26 protein-coding genes are annotated in these 23,058 nt (G+C 72.7%); 19 read left to right on the forward strand and 7 right to left on the reverse strand.

Features of this window, described 5'->3' with window-relative positions; genetic code table 11:
- Window positions 1–44: 44 nt before the first annotated feature.
- Window positions 45–809: a response regulator transcription factor gene (locus tag ACZ516_RS15345; protein WP_469010525.1), complete on the reverse strand. Its 765-nt coding sequence runs from the start codon at window positions 807–809 to the stop codon at window positions 45–47.
- 264 nt (window positions 810–1,073) lie between these two features.
- Here ACZ516_RS15345 and ACZ516_RS15350 point away from each other — a divergent pair, with 264 nt between their 5' ends.
- The 8 genes from ACZ516_RS15350 to ACZ516_RS15385 all read left to right on the forward strand — a co-directional run bounded on the left by ACZ516_RS15350 (window position 1,074) and on the right by ACZ516_RS15385 (window position 6,336).
- Entirely contained in the window at window positions 1,074–1,919 is an 846-nt protein-coding gene (locus tag ACZ516_RS15350; protein ID WP_469010526.1) for an alpha/beta hydrolase, read from the forward strand.
- 13 nt (window positions 1,920–1,932) lie between these two features.
- The gene (locus ACZ516_RS15355) at window positions 1,933–2,187 is read left to right on the forward strand and encodes a MoaD/ThiS family protein (RefSeq protein ID WP_358584814.1); all 255 of its coding nucleotides are present in this window, start codon (window positions 1,933–1,935) and stop codon (window positions 2,185–2,187) included.
- Window positions 2,188–2,192: 5 nt separating this feature from the next.
- Window positions 2,193–3,461 carry a hypothetical protein gene (locus ACZ516_RS15360; RefSeq protein WP_469010527.1) on the forward strand — a complete coding sequence of 423 codons (1,269 nt, stop codon included), beginning with the start codon at window positions 2,193–2,195 and terminating at the stop codon, window positions 3,459–3,461.
- 131 nt (window positions 3,462–3,592) lie between these two features.
- Window positions 3,593–4,345 carry an LmeA family phospholipid-binding protein gene (locus tag ACZ516_RS15365; RefSeq protein ID WP_358698813.1) on the forward strand — a complete coding sequence of 251 codons (753 nt, stop codon included), beginning with the start codon at window positions 3,593–3,595 and terminating at the stop codon, window positions 4,343–4,345.
- Between the two features lie 199 nt (window positions 4,346–4,544).
- On the forward strand, window positions 4,545–4,625 hold the full coding sequence (locus ACZ516_RS15370; RefSeq protein WP_351229977.1) for an Ms5788A family Cys-rich leader peptide: 81 nt from the start codon (window positions 4,545–4,547) through the stop codon (window positions 4,623–4,625).
- 155 nt (window positions 4,626–4,780) lie between these two features.
- A complete protein-coding gene (locus ACZ516_RS15375; protein WP_358584820.1) occupies window positions 4,781–5,626 on the forward strand; it encodes a sulfurtransferase in 846 nt (281 codons plus the stop codon).
- 59 nt (window positions 5,627–5,685) lie between these two features.
- Complete coding sequence (locus ACZ516_RS15380; protein ID WP_358584821.1) at window positions 5,686–5,973, forward strand: DUF1416 domain-containing protein; 288 nt, start codon at window positions 5,686–5,688, stop codon at window positions 5,971–5,973.
- Window positions 5,974–6,075: 102 nt separating this feature from the next.
- Entirely contained in the window at window positions 6,076–6,336 is a 261-nt protein-coding gene (locus tag ACZ516_RS15385; protein WP_205036447.1) for a DUF3099 domain-containing protein, read from the forward strand.
- Between the two features lie 15 nt (window positions 6,337–6,351).
- On the opposite strand, the gene ACZ516_RS15390 is transcribed toward ACZ516_RS15385, so the two are convergent.
- Window positions 6,352–6,714 carry a DsrE family protein gene (locus ACZ516_RS15390; protein WP_358584823.1) on the reverse strand — a complete coding sequence of 121 codons (363 nt, stop codon included), beginning with the start codon at window positions 6,712–6,714 and terminating at the stop codon, window positions 6,352–6,354.
- 244 nt (window positions 6,715–6,958) lie between these two features.
- Here ACZ516_RS15390 and ACZ516_RS15395 point away from each other — a divergent pair, with 244 nt between their 5' ends.
- From ACZ516_RS15395 to ygfZ, 3 genes are read left to right on the forward strand one after another with little or no spacing between them, the layout of a single operon-like run.
- A complete protein-coding gene (locus ACZ516_RS15395) occupies window positions 6,959–7,531 on the forward strand; it encodes a heme-binding beta-barrel domain-containing protein (RefSeq protein ID WP_469010530.1) in 573 nt (190 codons plus the stop codon).
- Window positions 7,532–7,547: 16 nt separating this feature from the next.
- The gene (locus tag ACZ516_RS15400; protein WP_358584826.1) at window positions 7,548–7,973 is read left to right on the forward strand and encodes a Fur family transcriptional regulator; all 426 of its coding nucleotides are present in this window, start codon (window positions 7,548–7,550) and stop codon (window positions 7,971–7,973) included.
- Window positions 7,974–8,029: 56 nt separating this feature from the next.
- Window positions 8,030–8,995, forward strand: a complete 966-nt coding sequence (gene ygfZ, locus ACZ516_RS15405; RefSeq protein WP_358698815.1) for a CAF17-like 4Fe-4S cluster assembly/insertion protein YgfZ — start codon at window positions 8,030–8,032, stop codon at window positions 8,993–8,995.
- Window positions 8,996–9,049: 54 nt separating this feature from the next.
- Here ygfZ and dtd read toward each other — a convergent pair whose 3' ends face one another.
- Window positions 9,050–9,487: a D-aminoacyl-tRNA deacylase gene (dtd, locus tag ACZ516_RS15410; protein WP_358584830.1), complete on the reverse strand. Its 438-nt coding sequence runs from the start codon at window positions 9,485–9,487 to the stop codon at window positions 9,050–9,052.
- 171 nt (window positions 9,488–9,658) lie between these two features.
- Here dtd and ACZ516_RS15415 point away from each other — a divergent pair, with 171 nt between their 5' ends.
- From ACZ516_RS15415 to ACZ516_RS15440, 6 genes are all read left to right on the forward strand, one after another.
- Window positions 9,659–10,261 (forward strand): RsiG family protein, encoded by a 603-nt coding sequence (locus tag ACZ516_RS15415; protein WP_469010533.1) that lies wholly within the window; start codon window positions 9,659–9,661, stop codon window positions 10,259–10,261.
- A gap of 86 nt (window positions 10,262–10,347) precedes the next feature.
- Window positions 10,348–11,691, forward strand: coding sequence for a GNAT family N-acetyltransferase (locus ACZ516_RS15420; protein ID WP_469010535.1), 1,344 nt, complete (start codon window positions 10,348–10,350; stop codon window positions 11,689–11,691).
- Between the two features lie 261 nt (window positions 11,692–11,952).
- Window positions 11,953–12,858 carry a winged helix-turn-helix domain-containing protein gene (locus ACZ516_RS15425; RefSeq protein WP_469010536.1) on the forward strand — a complete coding sequence of 302 codons (906 nt, stop codon included), beginning with the start codon at window positions 11,953–11,955 and terminating at the stop codon, window positions 12,856–12,858.
- Window positions 12,859–12,955: 97 nt separating this feature from the next.
- Window positions 12,956–13,837 (forward strand): winged helix-turn-helix domain-containing protein, encoded by an 882-nt coding sequence (locus tag ACZ516_RS15430; protein WP_469010537.1) that lies wholly within the window; start codon window positions 12,956–12,958, stop codon window positions 13,835–13,837.
- Between the two features lie 42 nt (window positions 13,838–13,879).
- On the forward strand, window positions 13,880–14,593 hold the full coding sequence (locus ACZ516_RS15435) for an HAD family hydrolase (RefSeq protein ID WP_361083790.1): 714 nt from the start codon (window positions 13,880–13,882) through the stop codon (window positions 14,591–14,593).
- Window positions 14,594–14,691: 98 nt separating this feature from the next.
- Window positions 14,692–15,918: a phosphotransferase gene (locus ACZ516_RS15440; protein ID WP_469010539.1), complete on the forward strand. Its 1,227-nt coding sequence runs from the start codon at window positions 14,692–14,694 to the stop codon at window positions 15,916–15,918.
- Here ACZ516_RS15440 and ACZ516_RS15445 read toward each other — a convergent pair.
- Window positions 15,881–16,534, reverse strand: coding sequence for a TetR/AcrR family transcriptional regulator (locus ACZ516_RS15445; RefSeq protein WP_469010540.1), 654 nt, complete (start codon window positions 16,532–16,534; stop codon window positions 15,881–15,883). The two genes, ACZ516_RS15440 and ACZ516_RS15445, sit on opposite strands and share 38 nt — an antisense overlap.
- An 82-nt stretch (window positions 16,535–16,616) precedes the next feature.
- On the opposite strand from ACZ516_RS15445, the gene ACZ516_RS15450 reads away from it, so the two are divergent.
- The gene (locus ACZ516_RS15450; protein WP_469010542.1) at window positions 16,617–18,665 is read left to right on the forward strand and encodes a HelD family protein; all 2,049 of its coding nucleotides are present in this window, start codon (window positions 16,617–16,619) and stop codon (window positions 18,663–18,665) included.
- A gap of 23 nt (window positions 18,666–18,688) precedes the next feature.
- On the opposite strand, the gene ACZ516_RS15455 is transcribed toward ACZ516_RS15450, so the two are convergent.
- Together ACZ516_RS15455 and ACZ516_RS15460 are read right to left on the reverse strand one after the other, a co-directional pair.
- A complete protein-coding gene (locus ACZ516_RS15455; protein WP_469010544.1) occupies window positions 18,689–20,173 on the reverse strand; it encodes a peptidoglycan D,D-transpeptidase FtsI family protein in 1,485 nt (494 codons plus the stop codon).
- An 89-nt stretch (window positions 20,174–20,262) separates the two neighbouring features.
- The gene (locus tag ACZ516_RS15460) at window positions 20,263–21,174 is read right to left on the reverse strand and encodes an NAD(P)-dependent oxidoreductase (RefSeq protein ID WP_469010546.1); all 912 of its coding nucleotides are present in this window, start codon (window positions 21,172–21,174) and stop codon (window positions 20,263–20,265) included.
- Window positions 21,175–21,306: 132 nt separating this feature from the next.
- On the opposite strand from ACZ516_RS15460, the gene ACZ516_RS15465 reads away from it, so the two are divergent.
- The gene (locus tag ACZ516_RS15465; RefSeq protein WP_469011017.1) at window positions 21,307–22,281 is read left to right on the forward strand and encodes a GlxA family transcriptional regulator; all 975 of its coding nucleotides are present in this window, start codon (window positions 21,307–21,309) and stop codon (window positions 22,279–22,281) included.
- Here ACZ516_RS15465 and ACZ516_RS15470 read toward each other — a convergent pair.
- Window positions 22,242–22,943 (reverse strand): peroxiredoxin-like family protein, encoded by a 702-nt coding sequence (locus ACZ516_RS15470; RefSeq protein WP_469010547.1) that lies wholly within the window; start codon window positions 22,941–22,943, stop codon window positions 22,242–22,244. The two genes, ACZ516_RS15465 and ACZ516_RS15470, sit on opposite strands and share 40 nt — an antisense overlap.
- Window positions 22,944–23,058: the final 115 nt, after the last annotated feature.

Consider the following 23,058-nt stretch of genomic DNA (forward strand, 5'->3'; position numbering starts at 1 on the left):
CTACGCGGATGGAACTCCCGCTGGGCAGGCCGTACGGCGGCTTCCTACGAACCGGCCTTCGCGGCCGACCGCGCCTTCTCCTGCGCCTTCTCCTCGGCCTCCTTCTTGGCCTTCTCCTCCTCGGCCGCCCGCTCGACCTTCTCCGGCACCACGAAGCGGTAGCCGACGTTGCGGACGGTGCCGATGAGCGACTCGTGCTCGACGCCGAGTTTCGCGCGCAGCCGCCGCACGTGGACGTCGACCGTGCGCGTGCCGCCGAAGTAGTCGTAGCCCCAGACCTCCTGGAGCAGCTGGGCGCGCGTGAAGACCCGGCCCGGGTGCTGCGCCAGGTACTTCAGCAGCTCGAACTCCTTGAAGGTCAGGTCGAGGACCCGGCCCTTCAGCTTCGCGCTGTACGTCGCCTCGTCCACGGAGAGGTCGCCGTTGCGGATCTCCATGGGGGAGTCGTCGGAGGTGATCTGCTGGCGGCCCATCGCGAGCCGCAGCCGCGCCTCGACCTCGGCGGGCCCTGCGGTGTCCAGGAGCACGTCGTCGATGCCCCACTCCGCGGTGACGGCCGCGAGGCCGCCCTCCGTGACCACGAGGACCAGCGGGCAGCCCGGTCCGGTGGAGCGCAGCAGCTGGCAGAGGCTGCGCACCTGGGGAAGGCCCCGGCGGCCGTCGACGAGGATGACGTCGGCGCCCGGGGTGTCGACGAGGGCGGGCCCTTCCGCCGGGGCGACGCGCACGTTGTGGAGGAGCAGGCCGAGGGCGGGGAGCACCTCCGTCGACGGCTGGAGGGCATTGGTCAGGAGCAGCAGAGAGCTCATCGCGTCTCGCCCCCGAGCTGTCGGGCCCGCTCGGGCAGGGGGGAGCCCCACCCCGGCTCTGTCCTGCGGTCGTGCACGGTTCGCTCGCCCATAACGTCGGTTCCTCCTCGGTCCCTGCGGAGGGCTCCCCCCGGCTCCTGCGAGCCGGCGGGCGTTTACGGCACTGCTTCGTACGTGTTCTCGGTGGCTCGGTGACGCGCCTGAAAGCACAAAAGGACCCGGGGGCTGCGTCGCCCGGATCCTCTGCCCAGCACAATAGCTCACATGAGTTCCGGTCCGGCAGGTCAAGCGGCGCGATCCTCTGTGCCGCCGATCACTCCAGCGTCGTCCCGCGTTCCACGGCGCGCCATGCTCCGTACGCCGGACGGGGTCGCCGTCGACGCCGCGTACGACCCGGGTCCCGGGGGCGCGGACGAGGTCGCGATCGTCGTCGCGCACGGCTTCACCGGTGACCTCGCGCGGCCCCACGTGCGCCGCATCGCGGGCGTGTTCGCCCAGCGTGCGGCCGTGATCACCTTTTCCTTCCGGGGCCACGGGGCCTCCGGCGGGCACTCCACGGTGGGCGACCGCGAGGTGCTCGACCTGGCGGCGGCGGTGGAGTGGGCGCGCTCGCTGGGCCACGCGCGCGTGGTGACCGTCGGCTTCTCGATGGGCGGTTCCGTCGTCCTGCGGCACGCCGCGTCGCACCGGGGGCGCACGGAAGCGCGGACGGACGCGGTGGTCGCGGTGAGCGCCCCGGCGCGCTGGTACTACCGGGGCACCGCGCCCATGCGCCGGCTGCACTGGGTCGTCACGCGCCCCGCCGGGCGCGCGCTCGGCCGCCTCGGGCTGCGCACCCGGATCCACCCGCACGAGTGGGACCCCGTCCCCCTTTCGCCGGTCGAGTCCGTCCCCCTCATCGGCGCGACCCCGCTGCTCGTCGTGCACGGCACCGGGGACCCGTACTTCCCCCTCGACCACCCCCGGACGCTGGCCGCCGCCGCGCCGCACGGGGCCGAGCTGTGGCTGGAAGAAGGCATGGGGCACGCGGAGCACGCGGTCTCGGACGAGCTGGCCGGGCGGATCGCGGCGTGGGCCACGGCATCATGGACGTCGGCAACCGCCGACTGAGAGGAGAGGTCGCATGGTGAACGGCACCATTCGTTACTGGGCCGCCGCCAAGGCGGCCGCGGGCGTCGCCGAGGAGCCGTACGCGGCGACGACGCTCGCCGAGGCGCTGGACGGCGCCCGCGAGCGGCACCCCGGCGAACTGGCCCGGGTGCTGCGGCGCTGCTCCTTCCTGATCGACGGTGCCCCCGTAGGTACCCGCGGGCATGAGACCGTACGGCTGGCCGAGGGCGGCACGGTCGAGGTGCTCCCGCCGTTCGCAGGAGGATGAGCGCCATGTCCGATCAGCCGTACGAGGGGTATGAGGGGTACGAGGGTCACGACCCGTACTCCGGGCAGCGCCACCCCCACCCCCACTCCCCGTATCCCGAGCAGCAGCAGTACCAGCAGCAGCCCTACCCGGAGCAGCAGCAGTACCCGCAGCAGCCCTATCCGCAGCAGCCTCACCCCGGGCAGCAGCCGTACGCCCAGCAGCCGTATCCGGAGCAGCAGCAGTATCCGCAGCAGCCGTATCCGCAGCAGTCCTACGCCCAGGAGCGGTATCCGCAGGAGCGGTACCCGCAGGCGCACGGCCATGAGCAGCACGCCGCCCAGGACCAGTACCTCCAGCAGTGGGAGGGGCAGACCTGGGAGACGCAGGCGCAGCCGCCGGTGGCGGTGGACGTGACGGAGACGGCGTACCTGCCCCTCCAGGGCGAGGCGCCGGCACCGGTCGCCGCGCGAAGTGCCGCGCCCGCTTCGGAGGAGGGGCCCACCTACGGCCGCGCCACCACCACCGGCAACGCCCGGGTCACCGACGCCCAGCGGGCCCGCGCCGAGGGGCGCTCGCCCGTCATAGAGCCGGGGATGCAGCCCGCCGCCCTGACCGCGGTCCTCGGGCTGCTGCTCGCCGCGGGGGCCGCCGTCGGGCAGTACGCGCTGCTCGTGCCGCTGGTGATCCTCCAGGCCGTGACCGCCGCCGGCTGGTTCCGCCTCAACGGCATGTGGCCGGCCCGGCAGGGCATCGCGCTCGCCTTCCTGGGCGGGGTCGCCGCCGACGCCGCGCTGCTGGCCGTGGGCAAGGAGCACGCGCCCGCCGCCATCCTCGGCACGCTCGGGGTGTGGGTGCTGCTGGTGCTGGTCCTCCAGCTGCGCAGCCGCGCGGGCGCCGACGAGCGGATGTACGGGCTGATGGCCACCGTCGTGTCGGCCGCCCTCGCGATCATCGCGGCCGGGCACCTCGCGGCCGCCGCCGACGCCGTCACCGTGGGCTGTGTCGCGGTCGCCGCGGCGATCCTCGCCCGCGCGCTGCCGCTGCCCACGCCCGCCTCCGTCGTCGTCGCGCTGCTCGCGGCCACCGGGGCCGGTCTCGCGGCCGGCGGGATGACGGACCTCGGCACCAAGGGCGCGCTGCTCGCCCTCGGCGCGGGCGTCTGCGCGCTGGTCGGACACCGGGTGGCCAGTTACGACTACCCGTCGAGATTCGTGCACATGACGGCGGGCGTCGCGCTGCCGCTGGCGGCCGCCGCGCCGGCCGTCTACGTCCTCGGGCGCGCCATCGGCTGACCCGCGCCCTCGGCGCAGCGTTCGTCACAGCTGTACGACAGGTCCCCGGCCGCCCCCATCGGCCGGGGACCTGTCCTTTAGGCTCGCGGGGGACAGCCGACACGGGGGATCAAGGTGGGGGAACGCCGGACATGAGCAAGCGCGCCGTACGAATACTGCTGATCGTCGTCGTGGTCCTCGGGGGTCTGTTCGTGGCGGCCGACCGGCTCGCCGTGAACTTCGCCGAGGGCGAGGCGGCGGAGAAGCTGCGCACCAACGAGGGCCTTGCCGAGGAACCCGACGTCTCCATCAAGGGCTTCCCCTTCCTGACCCAGGTCGCGGGCGGCGAGCTGGACGAGGTGGAGGTCGGCATCAAGGACTACGACGCGAAGTCCGGCGCCGACTCGATCCGCATCGCCGACCTGGAGGCCCGCATGAAGGGCGTGAAGTTCTCCGGCGACTACAGCTCGGCGACCGCCGCGACCGCCTCGGGGACGGCCCGCGTCAGCTACGACGAGCTGCTGAAGGCGAGCAAGTCCGAGCCCGTGGACCTGCCGCTCGGCGCCCAGGGCAAGGTCATCGGCCTCTCCGACGGCGGCAACGGCAAGATTAAGGTCGAGGTCGAGGTCAGCAAGGGCGGCGCGAAGCTCCCCAAGCCCGTCCACGTGCTCAGCTCGGTCCGCGTCGAGGGTGACCACATCAAGGTGCACGCCGACGAGATCCCGAAGAAGCTGGACGTCCTCGGCATCTCCATCCCGCTGCCCGAGGGCATGGTCCGGGACGTCACCGACTTCGACCAGAAGATCGACGACCTGCCGGCCGGGATCAAGCTGAAGAGCGTCGAGGCCGCGCCGGACGGCGTGGACATGTCGGTGACCGGCTCGAACGTGAGCCTCACCGGCTGATTCCCGCCGCCCTCCCGGGGCCCCTGTCCGCAGTGCGAGACGGGGCCGTCCGGCGGGCGGATGTGACGCGAGCTACAGGGAGCCCGCGACCCCACCGGGGCGGTCGCGGGCTTCAACCATTCTCAGATGGTGGGCGATCGTGTCTCACTATGCGGAGCGCCGGTGACACAGCCGCCCCGGCATCCCTACGATCGGCACCATGAAGCGACAGGCGGACCTCACGAAGCGGCGGGCAGTAGACCTGTGCCGCGTCGCCGCCATGCTCTGTCGCCCCGTCTAGCGGGAGCCGTCACTCCCGTATTCCCCCGGCCCGACGACGACTTCGGTCAGGGCCGCCCCCCGTGCACGTACGCCGCGCCTCCCCGCGTTTTGCAGGCGTACCCGCACGTCCCCTCGCACAGCCGTACCGCCGTAACTGCCCCGGAGGAGAGAAACATGAGCCGCAGCGACGTCCTGGTAGACGCCGACTGGGTCGAGGCCCACATCGACGACCCGAAGGTCGTCATCGTCGAGGTCGACGAGGACACCTCCGCCTACGACAAGAACCACATCAAGAACGCGGTCCGCATCGACTGGACCAAGGACCTCCAGGACCCGGTCCGCCGCGACTTCGTCGACCAGGAGGGCTTCGAGAAGCTCCTGTCGGCGAAGGGCATCGCGAACGACTCCACCGTCGTCCTCTACGGCGGCAACAACAACTGGTTCGCGTCGTACGCCTTCTGGTACTTCAAGCTCTACGGCCACCAGGACGTGAAGCTCCTCGACGGCGGCCGCAAGAAGTGGGAGCTGGACTCCCGCGACCTGGTCGACGGCTCCGAGGTCCCGAACCGTCCGGCCACCCAGTACAAGGCCAAGCCGCAGGACACCTCGATCCGCGCCTTCCGCGACGACGTCGTGGCGGCCATCGGCGCCAAGAACCTGGTCGACGTGCGCTCGCCCGACGAGTTCAGCGGCAAGCTGCTCGCCCCGGCCCACCTCCCGCAGGAGCAGTCGCAGCGCCCCGGCCACGTGCCGAGCGCCCGCAACATCCCGTGGTCGAAGAACGCCAACGACGACGGCACCTTCAAGTCCGACGAGGAGCTGAAGGCGCTCTACGAGGCCGAGCAGGTCGACCTCGCCAAGGACACCATCGCCTACTGCCGCATCGGTGAGCGCTCGGCCCTGACCTGGTTCGTCCTGCACGAGCTGCTCGGCCAGACCAACGTCAAGAACTACGACGGCTCCTGGACCGAGTACGGCTCGCTCGTCGGCGTGCCGATCGAGCTCGGCGCCAACAAGTAGCGCTCCCGACCTCCCCCCTCCTCCCCTCCCTCTCATCTCAGGACCCTCAGGAGTACGACATGTGTGGAGCAAAGGCCGGCGGCCCCGACGCTTCGACGATCAAGCCCGGTGAGACCACCATCCAGGGCCAGGTGACCCGCGACGGCGAGCCCGTCACCGGGTACGTGCGCCTGCTCGACTCGACCGGCGAGTTCACCGCCGAGGTCCCCACCTCGGCGACCGGCCAGTTCCGTTTCTACGCCGCCGAGGGCACCTGGACCGTCCGGGCGCTGATCCCCGGCGGCACGGCCGACCGCACGGTCGTCGCGCAGCAGGGCGGCCTCGCGGAGGTCGCGATCGCGGTCTGATCCGCCTCGCGCCGAGAACGGCCGAGGGGCCGCACCCCAGGGGGTTGGACGCCACTGGAACGGGGTGCGGCCCTTCGGCGTGTCCGGGCCTAGTCTGGAGACATGTACGCGCGACGGCGCCGCAGCTACTTCGTCATGATGGGCACGTGCATCGCCCTGTTCGTCCTGGCCTGGGGCGTCGTGCGGCTCTGGTCGATCCCCGTCGCCGTCGGCATGTGCGTCGTGGCGATGGTGATACCGCCGCTCGCCGCCATGGTCGCCAACCGGCGGGGGCCCGACGACCGCTGGTGGGACGACCCGTCGGGCGACCCGAAGTCCGACGAGTGGTGGGACGAGCTGGACGGCCGGCGCCCCCGTCAGTAACGGCCGGCGCCCCCGTCAGTAGACGAGCGCCTGGACGCCGTCCGTCGTCGCCTCCTGGACGAAGACCTGCGCGCCCGCGATCCGCACTCCGGGGATGACATCCTGCTCGGAGATCTCACGGCGCGCCGCGCACTGCGTGCAGAGCGTGATCCGGCCCGCCGCCATGATCGAGCCGATCAGATCCGGCAGCGGCGCGGCATGCGGAAGATCGAACTCCGCCGCGCGGCCCGGCAGCGCGAACCACGAGGACTCACCGGTCAGCCACAGCGACACCTCCACCCCGCTGGCCACGGCCACGGCCGCCACCGTGAAGGCCTGGGAGCAGCGCTCGGGGGCGTCGGCCCCGGCGGTCACCTTGATCACGAGCTTCTTCGCCATGGCCGCATCGTAAGGCCCCTCACAGAGAGGGACGGGCTTCGCCCGACTACAGTGGGACCGGCTCTGATACCTGCCCCAACAGCTCACCGAGGAGCACCCCGTGCTTGAGGCCTTCTTCTCCGCCCTGCTGGTTCTTGTCTGCGTCGGCGTTCTCGCCTTCGCCGGGCTCACCGTGAAGAAGCTGTACCAGGGCCAGCGCTGACCCCCACCCGTCGCCCGACCACACAGATCGCCTGAGCTTCCCATGATCGAGATTCCGTCCGACCTGAACCCCTCCCTCGTCCCCCTCGCCTTCCTCCTCGGCAACTGGGCGGGCGCGGGCGTCACCGACTTCCCCGGCGCCGAGAAGGCGAACTTCGGCCAGGAGGTCTCCTTCACGCACGACGGGCGGGACTTCATCGAGTACCGCTCGTACACCTGGGTGCTCGACGCCGAGGGCAACAAGGTGAAGCCGCTGGAGACCGAGTCCGGCTTCTGGCGTGTCGACAAGGACCGGAAGGTCGAGGTCGTCATGGTCCGCCACGACGGTGTCGTCGAGGTCTGGTACGGCGAGCTGGCCGACAAGAAGCCGCAGATCGACCTGGTCACGGATGCCGTCGCGCGCACCGCGGCCGCGGGCCCCTACACCGGCGGCAAGCGGCTCTACGGCTATGTGAAGGGCGACCTGATGTGGGTCGGCGAGAAGCAGACCCCCGAGGTGCCGCTGCGCCCCTACATGTCGGCGCAGCTCAAGAAGGTCGTCACGCCCGAGGAGGTCGCCGACATGGCGCGCAATCTCGGTGATCTCCCCGACGACGGCATCGCTTTCTTCAAGTAGACCTAGACTTGGCGGCGTGGCGAGCACCGACTCCGACTGGAAGAGCGACCTGCGGCAGCGCGGCTACCGGCTGACACCGCAGCGCCAGCTTGTCCTCGAAGCCGTCGACGCCCTGGAGCACGCGACCCCCGACGACATCCTGAGCGAAGTGCGCAGGACGGCGTCGGGGGTCAACATCTCCACGGTCTACCGCACCCTGGAGCTCCTGGAGGAGCTGGGCCTGGTCAGCCACGCCCACCTCGGGCACGGCGCGCCGACGTACCACCTCGCGGACCGCCACCACCACCTGCACCTGGTCTGCCGGGACTGCACGGACGTCATCGAGGCCGACACCTCCGTGGCCGCGGAGTTCACCGCCAAGCTGCGGGACACCTTCGGCTTCGACACCGACCTGAAGCACTTCGCGATCTTCGGGCAGTGCGGGAAGTGCCGCCAGGAGTAGCGCAGAGCCCGGCCAGAAATAAAAGCCGGCGCCCGCTGGTCGTACTCTTTGTGAACATGAAGAGCCCCCTGTTGTCCCTGCCCGGCGCCGTCCCCGCCGAGGGCGTGGACGAAGGCGTCGCCGCCCACTACGGCGAACTGTTCCGCGAGCAGCGTTCCCTCGCCGACGGCGCCGGTTTCGTCGACCTCTCCCACCGCGGGGTGGTCACCGTCACCGGCTCCGACCGGCTGAGCTGGCTGCACCTGCTGCTCACCCAGCACGTCAGCGAGCTGCCCGCCGGCCAGGCCACCGAAGCGCTGATCCTCTCCGCCAACGGCCACATCGAGCACGCCCTGTATCTCGTGGACGACGGCGAGACCATCTGGGCGCACGTCGAGCCCGGCACCCAGGGCGCCCTCATCGCGTACCTGGAGAGCATGAAGTTCTTCTACCGCGTCGAAGTCGCCGACCGCACCGACGAGTTCGCCGTCGTGCACCTGCCCGCCGGTTCCATCGCCCCGGTCCCCGAGGGTGTCGTCGTACGGGAGACGGCGTTCGGGCGCGATCTGTTCCTGCCGCGCGCCGGCCTGGAGGCGTACGCGGCGGACAACGGCCCGGCGGCCGGGCTCCTCGCGTACGAGGCGCTGCGGGTGGAGGCCCACCGGCCCCGCCTCGGCTTCGAGACCGACCACCGCACGATCCCGCACGAGCTGGGCTGGATCGGCACGGCCGTGCACCTCCAGAAGGGCTGCTACCGGGGGCAGGAGACCGTCGCCCGCGTCCACAACCTCGGCAAGCCGCCGCGGCGGCTCGTCTTCCTCCACCTGGACGGGAGCGAGGTGCACCTGCCGGTGGCCGGTACGCCGCTGCAGCTTGCCGCCGAGGGGGCGGAGGGGCGGAAGCTGGGGTTCGTCACGACCGCCGTACGCCATCACGAGCTGGGGCCGATCGCGCTGGGGCTGCTCAAGCGGAATGTGCCGGTGGACGCGGAGCTTCTCGCCGGGGGCGTTGCGGCGGCCCAGGAAGTCGTCGTCCAGCCGTAACTGAACCGCCGCTGCGCGGCGGATGTTTCCCACCCACCCGTCTCGGCCCGTCGGTCACATCTCCAGCAGGACCGTGAACGGGCCGTCGTTCGTCAGGGTCACCCGCATCTGCGCCCCGAACCGGCCCGTCGCCACCGTCGCGCCCAGGGCGCGCAGCCGGGTCACCACCTCGTCCACCAGGGGTTCGGCCACGTCGCCGGGGGCCGCCGCGTTCCAGGTGGGGCGGCGGCCCTTGCGGGCGTCGCCGTAGAGCGTGAACTGGCTGACGACGAGCAGCGGCGCGTCGATGTCGCTGCACGACTTCTCGTCGGCCAGCACGCGCAGCGTCCACAGCTTGCGGGCCAGTTGCGCCGCCTTCTCCGCGGTGTCGTCGTGCGTGACGCCCACCAGGACGCACAGGCCCTCGCCGCTGATCTCGCCCACCGTCTCGGGCCCGTCCTCGCCGTCGACGACCACGCTCGCGCCGTCGACCCTCTGCACCACTGCTCGCATGCGGCCATCATGCCGTGCCGGCCCGGGCGGTCGGAGGCGGCCCGTCCGGCGCTGCGGATCCCCCCATCTGGGGCTGATTCCGGGCACTCATTCACATAGCGGCCACTTGGGGTGGCACCATGCTCACACGCGGTGTACCGCGTAGGCCGGTCGAGGGGACGGGTAGAGGACATGAACACACCGAGCACAGGGCACTCGCCCGGCCGCGTCTCGCTGCGGCGTCCACAGGTTCCGCGGCCTCCCACGCAGCGCACGGGCAGCCCGCTGCTGCCCGCCGTGCCCCAGCACGACCTGATGGCGCGGCGCCTGCCCGAGCTGCGCGAGCTGCGCCGGGCCGCGCAGCAGGACGAGGCCGACCTCAGCTATGTGCGGCGGCTGCTGCAAGGGCGCATCGACATCCTGCGGGCCGAGATCGCGCGCCGCAGGGACCGGCCGGCGCCCCGGCCCAAGGGCGCGGTCGTCGACCGGCTCTCGGAGATCCTCGCGGACGCTCCGGCCCGGCACCGCTCCTCCGCCCGGCACGTCACGCTCGGCACCCCGCACAGCGAGGAGTACCGCCTGCTGGCCACGGAGATGCTCGCCGAGGTCGAGCTGTCCGACCTGGCCGCCCGCACGGACGATGAGCTGCACACGGCCATGGGCCGCCTCGTGGGGTACGAGCAGCAGGTCTCGCGGTGCCGGCAGTCCCTCCAGCGCACGGCGGACGACTGCAGCGCCGAGATCGCCCGGCGCTACCGGGAGGGCGAGGCACAGGTCGACGACCTGCTGGTGTGACAGGGGCGGTCGCGGTGCCGGGGGCGGGGCGGCGCCCGGCAAAAATCCCGGTGCGCCGGCGGTGCCGGGCCGCCTAGCGTGGGCGGATGAGCGATCTTGAGGGCGATGTAGCGGACGACGCGGCGGGTGGCGGCGAGGGTGACGCCGAGAGTGGCGGCCAGGGTGGCGGCGAGGGTGGCGTCGAAGTAAGGGCGGTCACCGAGGAGGAGCTGCCCCTCTGGCTGCGCGCGGCCAACGCGGGGTTCCTGCGGCCGCTGGCCACCGTCTCCGGCGAGATGGTGGCGTACGCCCGTGCCCGCGGTGACCTGGACCGGTTGCGGGGCGCCTTCGACCGGGGCCGCTGCGTGGGCACGTACCGCTCGCTGCGGCAGGAGCTGACCGCGGTGGGCGGTGCCGCCGTCCCCGCCAACGCCGTCTCGGCGGTGACCGTCGCGCCCACCCACCGGCGGCGCGGCATCCTCACCCGCATGATGACCGCCGACCTCGCGGCGGCGAAGGCGCGCGGCGACGTGGTCGCCACGCTGATCGCCGCCGAGTACGGCATCTACGGCCGGTTCGGCTTCGGCCCCGCGACCTCGATGGCCGAGTGGACGGTCGACGTGACGCGCTCGGGGCTCGATCCGCGCCGGTCGGGGCCGCAAGAGGCCGGCGCCCGCATCGACCTCGTCGACGGCGACGAGGTGCGCAAGTTCGGCCCCGAGCTGCACGAGCGGTTCAGGGCGGCGCAGCACGGCGCCATCACCCGCGACGAGCACTGGTGGCAGCGGAACACCGGGCAGCAGGCCATGCCCGAACAGCCCTGGCAGGAGCCGTTCTACGCCCTCTACCGCGACCCCTCGGGCCGCGTCGACGGACTGGTCGCGTACCGCGCCACCGACGAGGAGTGGAGCGAGACCCTCCAGCCGCGCAACGTCCTGACGGTGCTCTCGCTGACCGCCGTCACGCCCGCCGCCGAGCGGGCCCTGTGGCACTACGTGTGCTCGGTCGACCGGGTCGTGACGGTGAAGTCCGGCTGGCGGGCCCCCGACGACTTGCTCCCGCAGCTCCTTCCCGACCCCCGTGCCGCCAGGGTGACCGGGCACTCGGACTGGCTCTGGGTGCGGATCCTGGACGTCGTACGGGCCCTGGAGGCGCGTACGTACGGCGGCGCGGGCTCGCTCGTCCTGGAGGTCACCGACGCGGCGGGGCTCGCGGGCGGGCGCTATCGGCTGGACGCGGCGGCCGACGGTGGCGCGGTGTGCGCGCCGACCGGCCAGGAGGCCGATCTGACCTTGGGGGTCGCGGAGTTGGGGCGGCTGTGGCTGGGGGACGAGTCGGCGGCGCGGCTGGTGGCGCTGGGGCTCGTGGCCGAGGAGCGGGCCGGGGCGGCCGCGGTGGCCGACGCGCTGTTCCGCGCGGCCCGGCGGCCGTGGTGCCAGGACATCTTCTGAGGGCGGGGGCGGTCCGCGAAGGGTGAGCCCCGGCCCCCCGTAGCCGGGAGCCGGGGCTCGCTTTTCCGACGGCCGACCGGTCTCCCGGCTCCCCTCCGGATGGGTTCCCGGTCAGTCGGAACTCGCCGGATGGCCAACCTCGACGCGGCCCGACCATGTCGCCGAAGTTGGCCACCAACTCCATCTGACTTATCTCCGCCGGGAGTCGACTCATAACCACCTTTCCGTCAACTCCCCAAAGATGGCCCGAAGTTGTACGGTTTGGTGGTGAGCACGGAACACGCGCCCGTCGGCGGCGGCCGGGGACGGCGTTCCCACCGCGAGGTGGCCGACGCGCTGCGCGACCGGATCAGGTCCGGTGCGCTGCGGCCGGGCCAGCGCATGCCGACCCAGGCCGAGTTGGCCGACGAGTTCGGCGTGGAGCGCGGGGCCGTGCGCGAGGCGCTGCGCATCCTGCACCATGAGCACCTCCTGTCCGATGTGTCCAAGGGCAGCCGCGCGACGGTCGCCGAAGCGACGGAGCGCGCGCCCGCGTGCGTCGGGTCGGTGCGCCCCCAGCCCACGACGGTCGGCCTCGCGCCGCGCGTCGCGGCCGCCTTCGAGGCCCCGCGCGTGAAGATCGACGCGCTCTGCCTGACCTCCGTCTCGCTGACCATGGCGATCGGCGAACCGCTCCGGCGGATCCACGCCGGGGGGCACAAACCGGCCAAGGTCGACGTGCGGGTGCTGCTGCCGAGCCGGGACATCGTCCTGGCCTTCCCCACGCCGGTCGACGGCGGGGACGAGGGCGGCCGGGTCCACCGCCGCTGGCTCGACCAGCGCAACGCCCAGGGGCAGGTGCTGCGCCACAACCTCCTGGCGCTGCGCGCCTCGCACGGTCTCGACGTGTCGGTGCGCTTTCGCGCGCTGCCGTTCACGCCGCCCGTGAAGCTGTATCTGATCAACGGCGCGGAGGCGCTCTTCGCGTACTACACGCTCAGCAGGCGGGACGAGGAGATCGGCCAGGAGTCCCTGGAGCTGTACGACGCGCAGGGCGCGCAGTCGATGCTCTTCCCGTTCCGGCGGGGCGACGGGCTGCGGGACACCACGTTCGTGGACCAGGCCCAGCTGTGGTTCGACGCCCTGTGGGACACGATCAGCCGGGACCTGGAGCTGGCGGCGTGTTGAGGCGCGGCCATCTTGCGCGGTTGGCAACCAACTCCGCCAAGATGGCGCGCAGTTGTATCGTCCGTGACGTCCGGTCGTGACTCAGGAGAATGTCGCAGTGAACGGCAACAGAAAGCTCTCGTCCCAGGACATCGCCGACACCCTGCGCGAGCGCATCCGGACGGGCACGCTCAAGGCGGGTGAGAGGCTGCCGACGCAGGCCGAGCTGGCGGGCGAGTTCGGTGTGGAGCGCGGAGCCGTGCGGCAGGCGATGAAGAAGCTCCAGAGCGAAGGCCTCCTGTCCCACGTCAGCAAGGGCAGCCCGCCCCGGGTCGCCGACGCGGGCCCGGCCCTCGGGCCCCAGGGCCCCCAGCCCTCCATGGTCGCGCTCGCCCCGCGCCTCGCGGCGGCCTTCGCGGAGCCGGACGTACGCGTCGACGTGGTGTCCTACACCGCCGAGACGCTGATGGTCGCCCTCGGGGAGCCGGTGCGTCTGATCCACGAGGGGCGCATCGCGCCGAAGTCCGTCACGGTGCGCATCCTGCTGCCGAGCAGCGACATCCAGCTGGCCTTCCCGGTGCCGATCGACCGGGACGCCGAGAACCGCGAGCGGCTCCACCGGCGCTGGCTGACCCAGCGCAACGCGCAGGGGCAGGTGCTGCGGCACAACCTGCGGGCGCTGCGGGCCTCGCACGGCATCGACGTGTCGGTGCAGTTCCGCGCGCTGCCGTTCACCACGCCGGTCAAGCTGTACCTGCTCAACGGGCGCGAGGCGCTGCTCGCGTACTACACCCTGGGCCCCCAGCAGCTGGAGCTGGGCGACAGCGACAGCGACGGCGGTGAGAACGTCGACCTCTACGACGTGCTGGGCATCAAGGCGCCCCTCTTCTCCTTCGGCAAGGACCCCGTGGCCGCGCGCGACTCCCTGTTCGTGGAGGAGTCGCAGAGGTGGTTCGACGCACTCTGGGCAACCATCACCACGGACCTGACACTCTCTTAGGTGACCTCTGACTCGACGCGATCCGACGCGATATGGCCCGAGATGCTCGACGAGGAGACCGAAAGGCTCCACGAACTGATCGGTCCTGTTCGATTCGTTCTCTTCGACTTCGACGGGCCCATCTGCCGCCTCTTCGCCGGGCACTCCGCCGAGGACGTGGCGAAGGACCTGGTCCGGCGCCTCGCGGGCCTCGGCCTGCACGGCCTGCTCACCGACGACGAGCGGCGCCAGCCCGACCCGTACGTGGTGCTGCGCGCCGTCGACCGCCGCCGGCCCCGCAGCGACCTGGTCGAGGAGCTGGAGGAGCTGCTCACCCAGCAGGAGCTGAAAGCCGTGGCCTCCGCCTGGCCCACCCCGCACGTCGACCCGCTGATCCGCACCTGGACGGCGCTCGGCGCCCGGCTCGCCGTGACGACCAACAACTCCCCGCGCGCCGTGCACACCTACCTCACCTCCCGCGGCCTCCTGGAGTGCTTCGCCCCGCACATCCACGGCCGCACCCAGGACCTGCGGCTGCTCAAGCCCGACCCGCACTGCCTGCGGCGCGCCCTGAGCGCGCTGGGCGCCGACCCGAAGGCCGCCCTGATGATCGGCGACGCGCCCACCGACCTCGCGGCGGCCCGGCGGGCCGGCGTCGGATTCCTCGGCTACGCGCGCAACCCGCGCAAGGCCCGGCTGCTGCGCGACGCGGGCGGCACCGCCCTGGTGTCCTCCCTGGAACCGGTCCTGCGCTGTCTGCGGGGCGGGCGACGGTAGGCGCGGGCGGCGGGCGGAGTGTGACAATCGGTGCGCCGGTGTCCACATCGTGGCAAGTCGCGGGGAACGGTTCCGGTCTGCGGATACTCTCTGCGCTCATGCCGTCACCTCCGCCTCGCTCCCCCCACGAGGCGCCGAAACGCGGGCGCCGCGAGACGTGGATCCGACGTCTCGCCGACGCGCACAGGGACCACCCGGACCGCGAGGTCGTGGCCGGTCACCACAACGTCAACCACGTGGTGCCGCTGGGCTGGTCCCTCGCCCTGCTGCTGCGCACCATGCCCTTCCGGGCCCGGGTCAAGTGCCGGATGCCGCGCGAGACCGTCGAGGTGGTGCCCCGCATCTGGCCCAGCGAGGCGGAGCTGCTCACGGTGGTGAGCCGGCACCTGAGGGAAGTCCCGCGCTGCCTGCGCGACTTCGGGGACTGGTCGCTGCACTCCTACCGGGCCGGGCGCGCCCTGTCCGACATCCAGCCCGAGGGGCCCGTCGGGGAGGCGATGATGCGGTCCTTCGCCCAGTTCTTCGCCAGGGCCGCGGCCGTGCCCGAACGGGAGCTGCCGCCCCGGCCGGCCGGCTGGCCCGCCCCGGGGCGGAGCCAGGACTTCCTCGACTGGCTGATCGCCTTCACCGAGGAGCGCGTCCACCGCCCCCACCGCCCGCGCTTCGAGCAGCTGTTCACCGCCGTGGGGCTGCGCCCGGACGTCCTGGGCGCCTTCCGCGACGACCCGCGCCGCCCGCCCCTGACCCCGCGCCCCTTCTGCCTGCTCCACACCGACGTGCACCGCGCCAACGTGGTGGTCGGCCGCCGTCGGATGGCGGTCATCGACTGGGAGCTCGCGATGTACGGCGACCCGCTGCACGACCTCGCCACCCATCTCGTACGCATGGAGTACGAGAAGGACGAGCAGACCCGGATGACGGAGCTGTGGGCCGAGGAGATGGAGCGCGCGGGGCACCGGGGCATGACCGCGGGCCTGCACGCCGACCTGCCCGTCTACCTGGACTTCGAGTACGCCCAGTCCGTCTTCCCGGACATCATGCGCGCCGCGCTCGGCCTGACCGCCCTGCCCAACGGGCCGGACGGCACGGACCACGCCCGCGCCGCCGCGCAGATCTGCCGCGCACTGCGACGTGCCGCCGAACCCCTGCGCCTGGCCGAGGTACCGGACGAGCGACGGGTGGAACGGGCCCTGCGGGAGTGGTACGAGGGTCCGCACGGCCGGGTCGTCGCCGAAGGGGAGCGGGGCGCCGGGGAAGGCGTCTGTACGGGGCCTCGCAGGGCGGCGGTCAGGCGTACCGGGGCAGGCCCGCCCGCAGGTGGGTGAACGCCTCGTCGGCCGCGGTCAGCGCGTCCGGCCGGACGGCGTCCGCCGTCTCGCCCTCGGTGATCCGGCGCCAGTTCTCCTCCGCCAGGACGCGCTGCACGGCCACGGTCTGCGCCGCGGCCAGGCGGGACTCCAGCGGGGTGCCGCCGTGCGCGGTGGCCAGCGCCCCGGCGAGCGCCGCCTCGGAGCGGGCCTGGTAGCCGTAGAGGCGGGCCACCAGGGACGGCGTCGAGTAGAGGAGCCGGTGGAAGGCGAGGACCGCGGGGACGTCGCAGAGGCCGGTGACGGGGTCGCGGCGGTCCAGGCCGGCGCGGAAGTTCCGGTGCAGCGCTTCCAGCGCGGCCCGCCCGGCCGGACGGGCGGCGACCACGCGGGCCGCCTCGTCTTCGTGGTCGGCGAAGCGGTGCAGGACCAGGTCCTCCTTGGACGCGAAGTACCGGAAGAGGGTCGGCTTGGAGACCTCCGCGGCCGCCGCCACCTCCGCGACCGACACCTTCTCGAAGCCCTTCTCCAGGAAGAGCGCGATCGCCGTGTCGGAGATGGTCCGGTGGCGCTGCCGCTTCTTGCGGGTGCGCAGGCCGTCGCCCGGTTCGGGGGCCGTCTCGTCTTCGCTCATGGGGCGAGTGTAGGGGGCTGCGTTACCTGGTTAAGAACGTTACTTGGTATCGAATTTAACTCGGTTACATTATCGTGGGCGCATGGATACGGCAGAACCCCTCGCCCTCGAACGCCGCTACCACGACGCCTGCCGCGCCGCCCTGACCGGCATGGTCGAAGGCGCCGAGGACCACGTGGTCACCGGCGTCGACGTGTCCGCGTCCGGCGCCGACGCCGAAGTCCTCGGCTACCGGTTCCGCAGCCGCGCCAAAGCCCTGCGCGAGCTGCCCGAGGCACCCCTCTTCTTCGGCCGCCTCGACTTCGCCGCCACCGGCCCCCACGCCGAGGCGGCCGGCGACCACCGCGGCCAGCGCTACTACATCGGGCGGCTGCGCGTCACCGAGCACCCCAGCGCGCCGCCCCTCGTCGTGGACTGGCGCGCGCCCGTCTCCCGCGCCTTCTACCAGGCCGGCGCCCGCGACCCGCGGGGCGTCGCCGTCCGCCGCCGGTTCGGCTGGGCCCCCGGCAGCAAGGGCGACTCCGCCGACCTGACCGGCATGGAGGACGAGCACCTGACGGCGGCCGAGGCCCCGCAGGGCGGCAGCCGCATCGTCGCCGGGGAGATCGAGCGGCCCCGCGTCGGCCCCATGCGGGACATCGCCGCCACCATCCAGCCCGAGCAGGACGACCTCGTACGCGGCGACCTGGCCGCCTCCCTGTGCGTGCAGGGCGCGCCCGGCACCGGCAAGACCGCCGTCGGCCTGCACCGCGCCGCCTACCTCCTCTACACCCACCCCGAGCGGCTGCGGCGCGCCGGGCTGCTCATCCTCGGCCCCAACCGGACCTTCCTGCGGTACATCGCCGAGGTGCTGCCCTCCCTCGGTGAGACGGGCGTACGCCAGTCCACCGTCCTGGACGAGATCGGGCGGCACCCGGTGCGCGCCCGGGACGACGAGGCCGCCGCCGTCGTCAAGCACGACGCCCGCATGGCCGAGGTGCTGCGCCGCGCGCTGTACGCGCGGGTCCGGGCGCCCGCCGAGTCCCTCGCGGTGGCGGACGGGTCCTACCGCTGGCGGGTGCCGCTGGACGAGCTGGAGCACATCGTGGCGGGGGTGCGCGCCGAGGAGTCGTCGTACGCGGTGGGGCGGGAGCGGGTGCGCGAGCGGGCCGTGCGGGCCGTCCAGGAGCGGGCCGAGCGGCGGGCCGGGCCGCGCCAGGCCGCGTGGGTGCGCAAGATCGGCCGGTCGTCGGCGCTGAGCGCCTTCGTGGACCAGGTGTGGCCGAAGGCCGGGGCCGACGAGGTGCTCGCGGGGCTCCTGGGCGACCCGGACGCGCTCGCCGCCGCGTCGGACGGCGTCCTTGGGGACGAGGAGCGGCGCGCGATCCGGTGGGCCCGGCCCCCGCGCTCGTACAGGTCCGCGCGGTGGAGCGCCGCCGATCTGGTGCTGATGGACGAGATCCAGGGGCTCCTGGAGCGGCCCGAGGGGTACGGGCACATCGTCGTGGACGAGGCGCAGGACCTGTCGCCCATGGAGTGCCGGGCCATCGCGCGTCGCGCGGACTTCGGCTCGCTGACCGTCCTCGGCGATCTCGCCCAGGCCACCACGCCCTGGGCGGCCCGCGACTGGGCCGAACTCCTCGGGCACCTCGGCAGGCCGGACGCCGCCGTGACGCGGCTGACCACCGGGTTCCGCGTGCCCCGGGAGATCATCGGGCTCGCCAACCGGCTCCTGGCCCGCCTCGACGTGGACGTGCCGCCCGCCCGGTCGATGCGGGCCGACGGCGAACTGCGGATCCGCGCGGCGCACGACGTGCGGGCCGCCGCGGTGCGGGCCGTGCGCGACGCGCTCGGGCGGGAGGGCTCGGTCGGCGTCATCGCCGCCGACGCGGACACCGAGGCGCTGCGCGCCGCCCTGGAGGGCGCCGGCATCGGCACGGCGGACGCGGACGAGCCGGGGGCGCGCGTCACCGTACTGCCCGCCTCGCTCGCCAAGGGCCTGGAGTACGACCATGTCGTCGCCGTCGAACCGGCCGCCATCGCCGAGGCCGAGCGGCGGGGCGCGCACCGGCTGTACGTCGTGCTGACCCGGGCCGTGTCACGGCTGGACGTCGTGCACAGCCGGCCGCTGCCGTGGGACGTGCCGGCGTAGCGGGCGAGCCGGGGCCCGGGGGATCAGCGTTCCAGGACCGCCTCCATGACCGCCTTCGCGATCGGCGCGCCCAGCTTGCCGCCCGCGATCTCCGAGCGGGGGATGTTCATGTGGGAGGGGTCGACGAAGACCGCGACGGCGACCGGTGACTCGCCGTCGTCGTCCCCGGGCGTCTTCGCGTAGGAGACGAACCAGGCGTAGGGCCGCTCGTCGTTGACGTCCGCGCCGTGCTGGGCCGTGCCGGTCTTGCCGCCGACCGTGACGCCGTCGATCCGCGCCTTGTTCGCCGTGCCGTTCTCGACGGTGTTCTCCATCATCTCCTGGACCTTCTTCGCGGTGTCCTCGGAGACGGCCTGGTCCAGTTCATGCGGCTCGGCCTTCTCGACCGTCGTCAGGTCGGGGCCGCGCAACTCCTCGACCAGGTAGGGCTCCATGACCTTGCCGTCGTTGGCGAGGCCCGCCGTGACCATCGCCATCTGGAGCGGGGTGCTGGTCAGGCTGCCCTGCCCCATGCCGGTCAGCGCGGTCTGCGGCTTGTCGAGCCGCTCCGGGTAGCCGCTGGCGACCGCGCGCACGGGGATGAACTGCTCCTCGTTGAAGCCGAACCGCTCGGCGGTCTCCCGCATCCTGTCCTTGCCGACCTTCAGCGCGACGTCGAGGAAGACGTTGTTGCAGGACCACTGCATGCCCGTCTTCAACGACACCTTGTCGCAATGGGAGTCGGGCACGTCGTTGCCGATACGGGTGGAGCTGAGGGGCAGCTTGTACGGGGTTCTGGCGCCGGTCGGCTTGTCGATGTCCCTCACCACGCCGTGCTCCAGGGCGGCGGCCGCCGTGAGGATCTTGAAGGTGGAGCCCGGAGGGAAGGTCTCGCGCAGCGCGCGGTTGCTCAGCGGCTTGTCCGCGCGCCGCGCGAGCCGCGTGAAGGCGCGGCCCTCCTCCCGCGAGATGCCGGCGAACACCGACGGGTCGTACGAGGGGGTGCTGGCCAGGGCGAGCACCTTGCCGGTGCGCGGGTCGAGCGCGACGACGGCGCCCTTGGCGTCCAGCGCCACCAGGCCTTCGTAGGCGGCCTTCTGCGCCTTGGGGTCGATGGTCGTGACGACGTCGCCGCCCTGCTGCTTCTTGCCGGTCAGCATGTCCAGGGTGCGCTTGATGAAGAGTCGGTCGTCGTCGCCGCTGAGGATGCCGTTGTGGACGCCCTCCAGGAAGGTGCCGCCCTGGGCCTGCGAGAAGTAGCCGGTCACCGGCGCGTACATCGGGCCCTGCTTGAAGGTCCGCTTGTACGCGAAGTCGGTGCCGGACGTCTTCTTCGAGCCGGTGATGGACTTCCCGCCGACGATGATGTCGCCGCGGGGGTGCGAGAACGCCTCGATCTGCACGCGGCGGTTCTTCGCGTGGTGGGACAGCTCGTCGTTGCGCGCGTACTGCACCCAGGTGGCGCGCAGCAGCAGGGCGAGCGTGAGGATCCCGCAGAAGACGGCTATGTGCCGCAGCGGACGGTTCATGGTGGTGGCTCCCCCCGGTGCCTACGGATGAACGTTTCCGTGTCCATCCTGTCCGCTTCCGCCCGGGCGTGGGAGGTGAACCGCCGTATCTACCGGTGTGCGGCGCCGCGCAGCACCTCGATGACGCTCGCGTAGCTGTCGGAGCCGTGACCCCGGGCGGAGGCGCGCTCCATGGTCGCCTTGAGCAGTTCGGGCAGGGCGACGTCGAGGCCGCGCGCGTGGGCGGCGTGCACGAGGTGGCCGATGGCGGCGATCTGGACGTCGACCGTGGCGTCGTCCCCCGGGTAGCGGCCGGCGTCCACCTGGGGCGCGTACGTGGTGACGAAACCGGAGACGGCGCCGGTCAGCCAGCGCAGCGCGACCCGGGTGAAGTCCGTGGCCGTCGTGCCCTCCGAGGTGACCAGGGCGGTGCCGTGCAGCCAGCCGGTGAACGTCGCCCACATCAGGCCGAGCAGCGCCGCGTCGTACAGCGAGGCGAGGCCGGGCTCCGTGCCGAGGTGGAGGGGGTCACCGAGGGCGGCCAGAGTGGGCCGGTGGGTCGCGAAGACCTCCGCGTCGCCGCTGTAGAGGAACATCATCTCGGGGTTCCCGACGCCGGGCGGGGTCGTCATGATGCCGCCGTCGAGGTAGCCCGCGCCGTGCGAAGCGGCCCACGCCGCCATCTCCACGGCCTGCTCCGGCGCCCCCGAGGTGAGGTTGACCAGGGCCTTTCCGGCGAGCCCGCCCGCCGCGGCGACCGGGTCGAGGACGGTGCGCAGCGCCTCGTAGTCGAGTACGCAGGCCAGGACGAGGCCGCTCGCGGCGACGGCGTCCCCGGGGGTCGCCGCCGGGTGCGCGCCGCGGTCGGCCAGCGGCTTCGCCTTGGGCGGGGTGCGGTTCCAGACGGTGGTGGGGTGGCCCTGGTCCAGGAGGGCGCCGGCGAGGGCGGAGCCCATCAGGCCGAGGCCGAGGACGGTGACGGGGGTTTCGGCGGGCGCTGCCGCGGTGTGCTGTGCGTTCATGGGGGTCACGCTCGCAGGGGCGGCGGGCGCGGGACAGTGACAGCGGTGACGGTGATCACCAAATTCCTGCCGGTGGTCCGGGGGGTGCCCGTGGCCTCGTACGCTCGCGGCATGAGCGCTGGTTCCGTCGCGGTGGTCGTGGCCGAGGAGATCGGGGTCCCGTCCTGGGACCTGTACGAACTGAGCATCCCCTGCACGGTGTTCGGCAAGCCGCAGCCCGATCTGTCCGACCACTGGTACGACCTGCGGCTGTGCGCCACGGGCGAGCGGGAGGAGGCGGGGGGCGCGTTCGGCGTCGCGCTGCGCACCCCCTACGGCCTGGAGGGCCTGGCCGGGGCGGACACCGTCGTCGTCACCTCCGTGCCGGACGCGTGCCTGGAGGAGGGCAGGCCGCTCGCACCGGGCCTGACCGAGGCCCTGCGCGCGGCGTACCGGGCGGGCGCCCGCATGGTGTCCCTGTGCACCGGCGCCTTCGCGCTCGCCGAGGCCGGCCTCCTGGACGGGCGCAGGGCCACCGCGCACTGGATGCACACCGCCCAACTGGCCGCCCGCTACCCGAAGGTGACGGTCGACGAATCCGTCCTCTACGTCGACGACGGCGACGTCCTGACCAGCGCGGGCCTGACCGCGGGCCTCGACCTGTGCCTGCACCTGGTGCGCCGTGATCTCGGCGCGCACATCGCCAACCAGCTGGCGCGGCGCATGGTGGTGCCCGCCCACCGGCCGGGCGGCCAGGCGCAGTTCATCGACCTGTCCGTGCCCGAGACGGACGGCGCGGGCCTCGGACCCGTGCTGGAGTGGGCCCGCGCCCGCCTGGACCGGCCGCTGACCGTGGACGACCTGGCGCGCCGGGCGGCGATGAGCCCGCGCACCTTCTACCGCCGCCTCCAGGCCGCCACCGGCACGACCCCGCTCCAGTGGCTGCTCGGCCAGCGCCTCGCGCGGGCCCAGGAACTCCTGGAGACGACGGACCTGCCGGTGGAGAAGGTCGGCGAACTGAGCGGCCTCGGCACGGCGAACAACCTCCGGCACCACTTCCTCAAGCAGGTCGGGGTCTCGCCCGGGGACTACCGCCGCTCGTTCTTCAGCCGCCGCCCCGCGGCCTGACCGGAGTCGCCCGGCGCGGTGATCGCCGCCAGGGCCGCCACGACGTCGGAGGGCTCGGCCCGCACGGTGTAGTCGGTGTCGACGAACGCCCAGCGGATGACTCCGGCGCGGTCGATGACGTAGGTGGCGGGCAGGGGGAGCGTGCGGTGGTGGCCCGCGTTCACGCGGTGCAGTTCGAAGCCCAGCCGGTCGTAGAGCGCGCCCAGTTCGTCGGAGAGGTCGAAGGCGATCCCGAACTCCTTCGCGACGCGGGAGCCGATGTCGGACAGGACGGGGAAGCCGAGCTGCTCCTTCTCGGTCAGGGTGAGGCTCTCGTCCGGGATCTGCGGGGAGACGGCCACGAGGTGGGCGCCGCGGGCGGCGAAGTCGTCCCGGTGCCGCTGGAGGGCGCGCAGGGCGAGATTGCAGTAGGGGCACCAGGCGCCGCGGTAGAAGGTCAGGACGACGGGACCCTCGGCGAGGAGTGCGTCCAGGGAGACCTTGTCGCCGGTGGCGGAGTCGAGGGTGAAGCGGGGGGCGTGCTCGCCCGCGCCGAGGGCCTTCTCGGCGAGGCGGGTGGCGAGGAGCTGGGCCGCGCCGCGGTCCATGACCTCCAGGACGTCCTGGGGCAGTCTGCGGTGGCCGTTCACGTACAGGTCGCGGAGGTCGTCCTTGAGGCTCATGTGGGGCCTTTCGTAGGCGGGTTCCGCGTTCCGGCCGGCGTCGGACGCGGGGAACTTGGAACGGTCGTTTCAGGATGCTGAGAGGGTGGGGTTGGCGTCAAGGGGTATCTTGGAA

Source organism: Streptomyces sp. NPDC034037 (assembly GCF_055575715.1).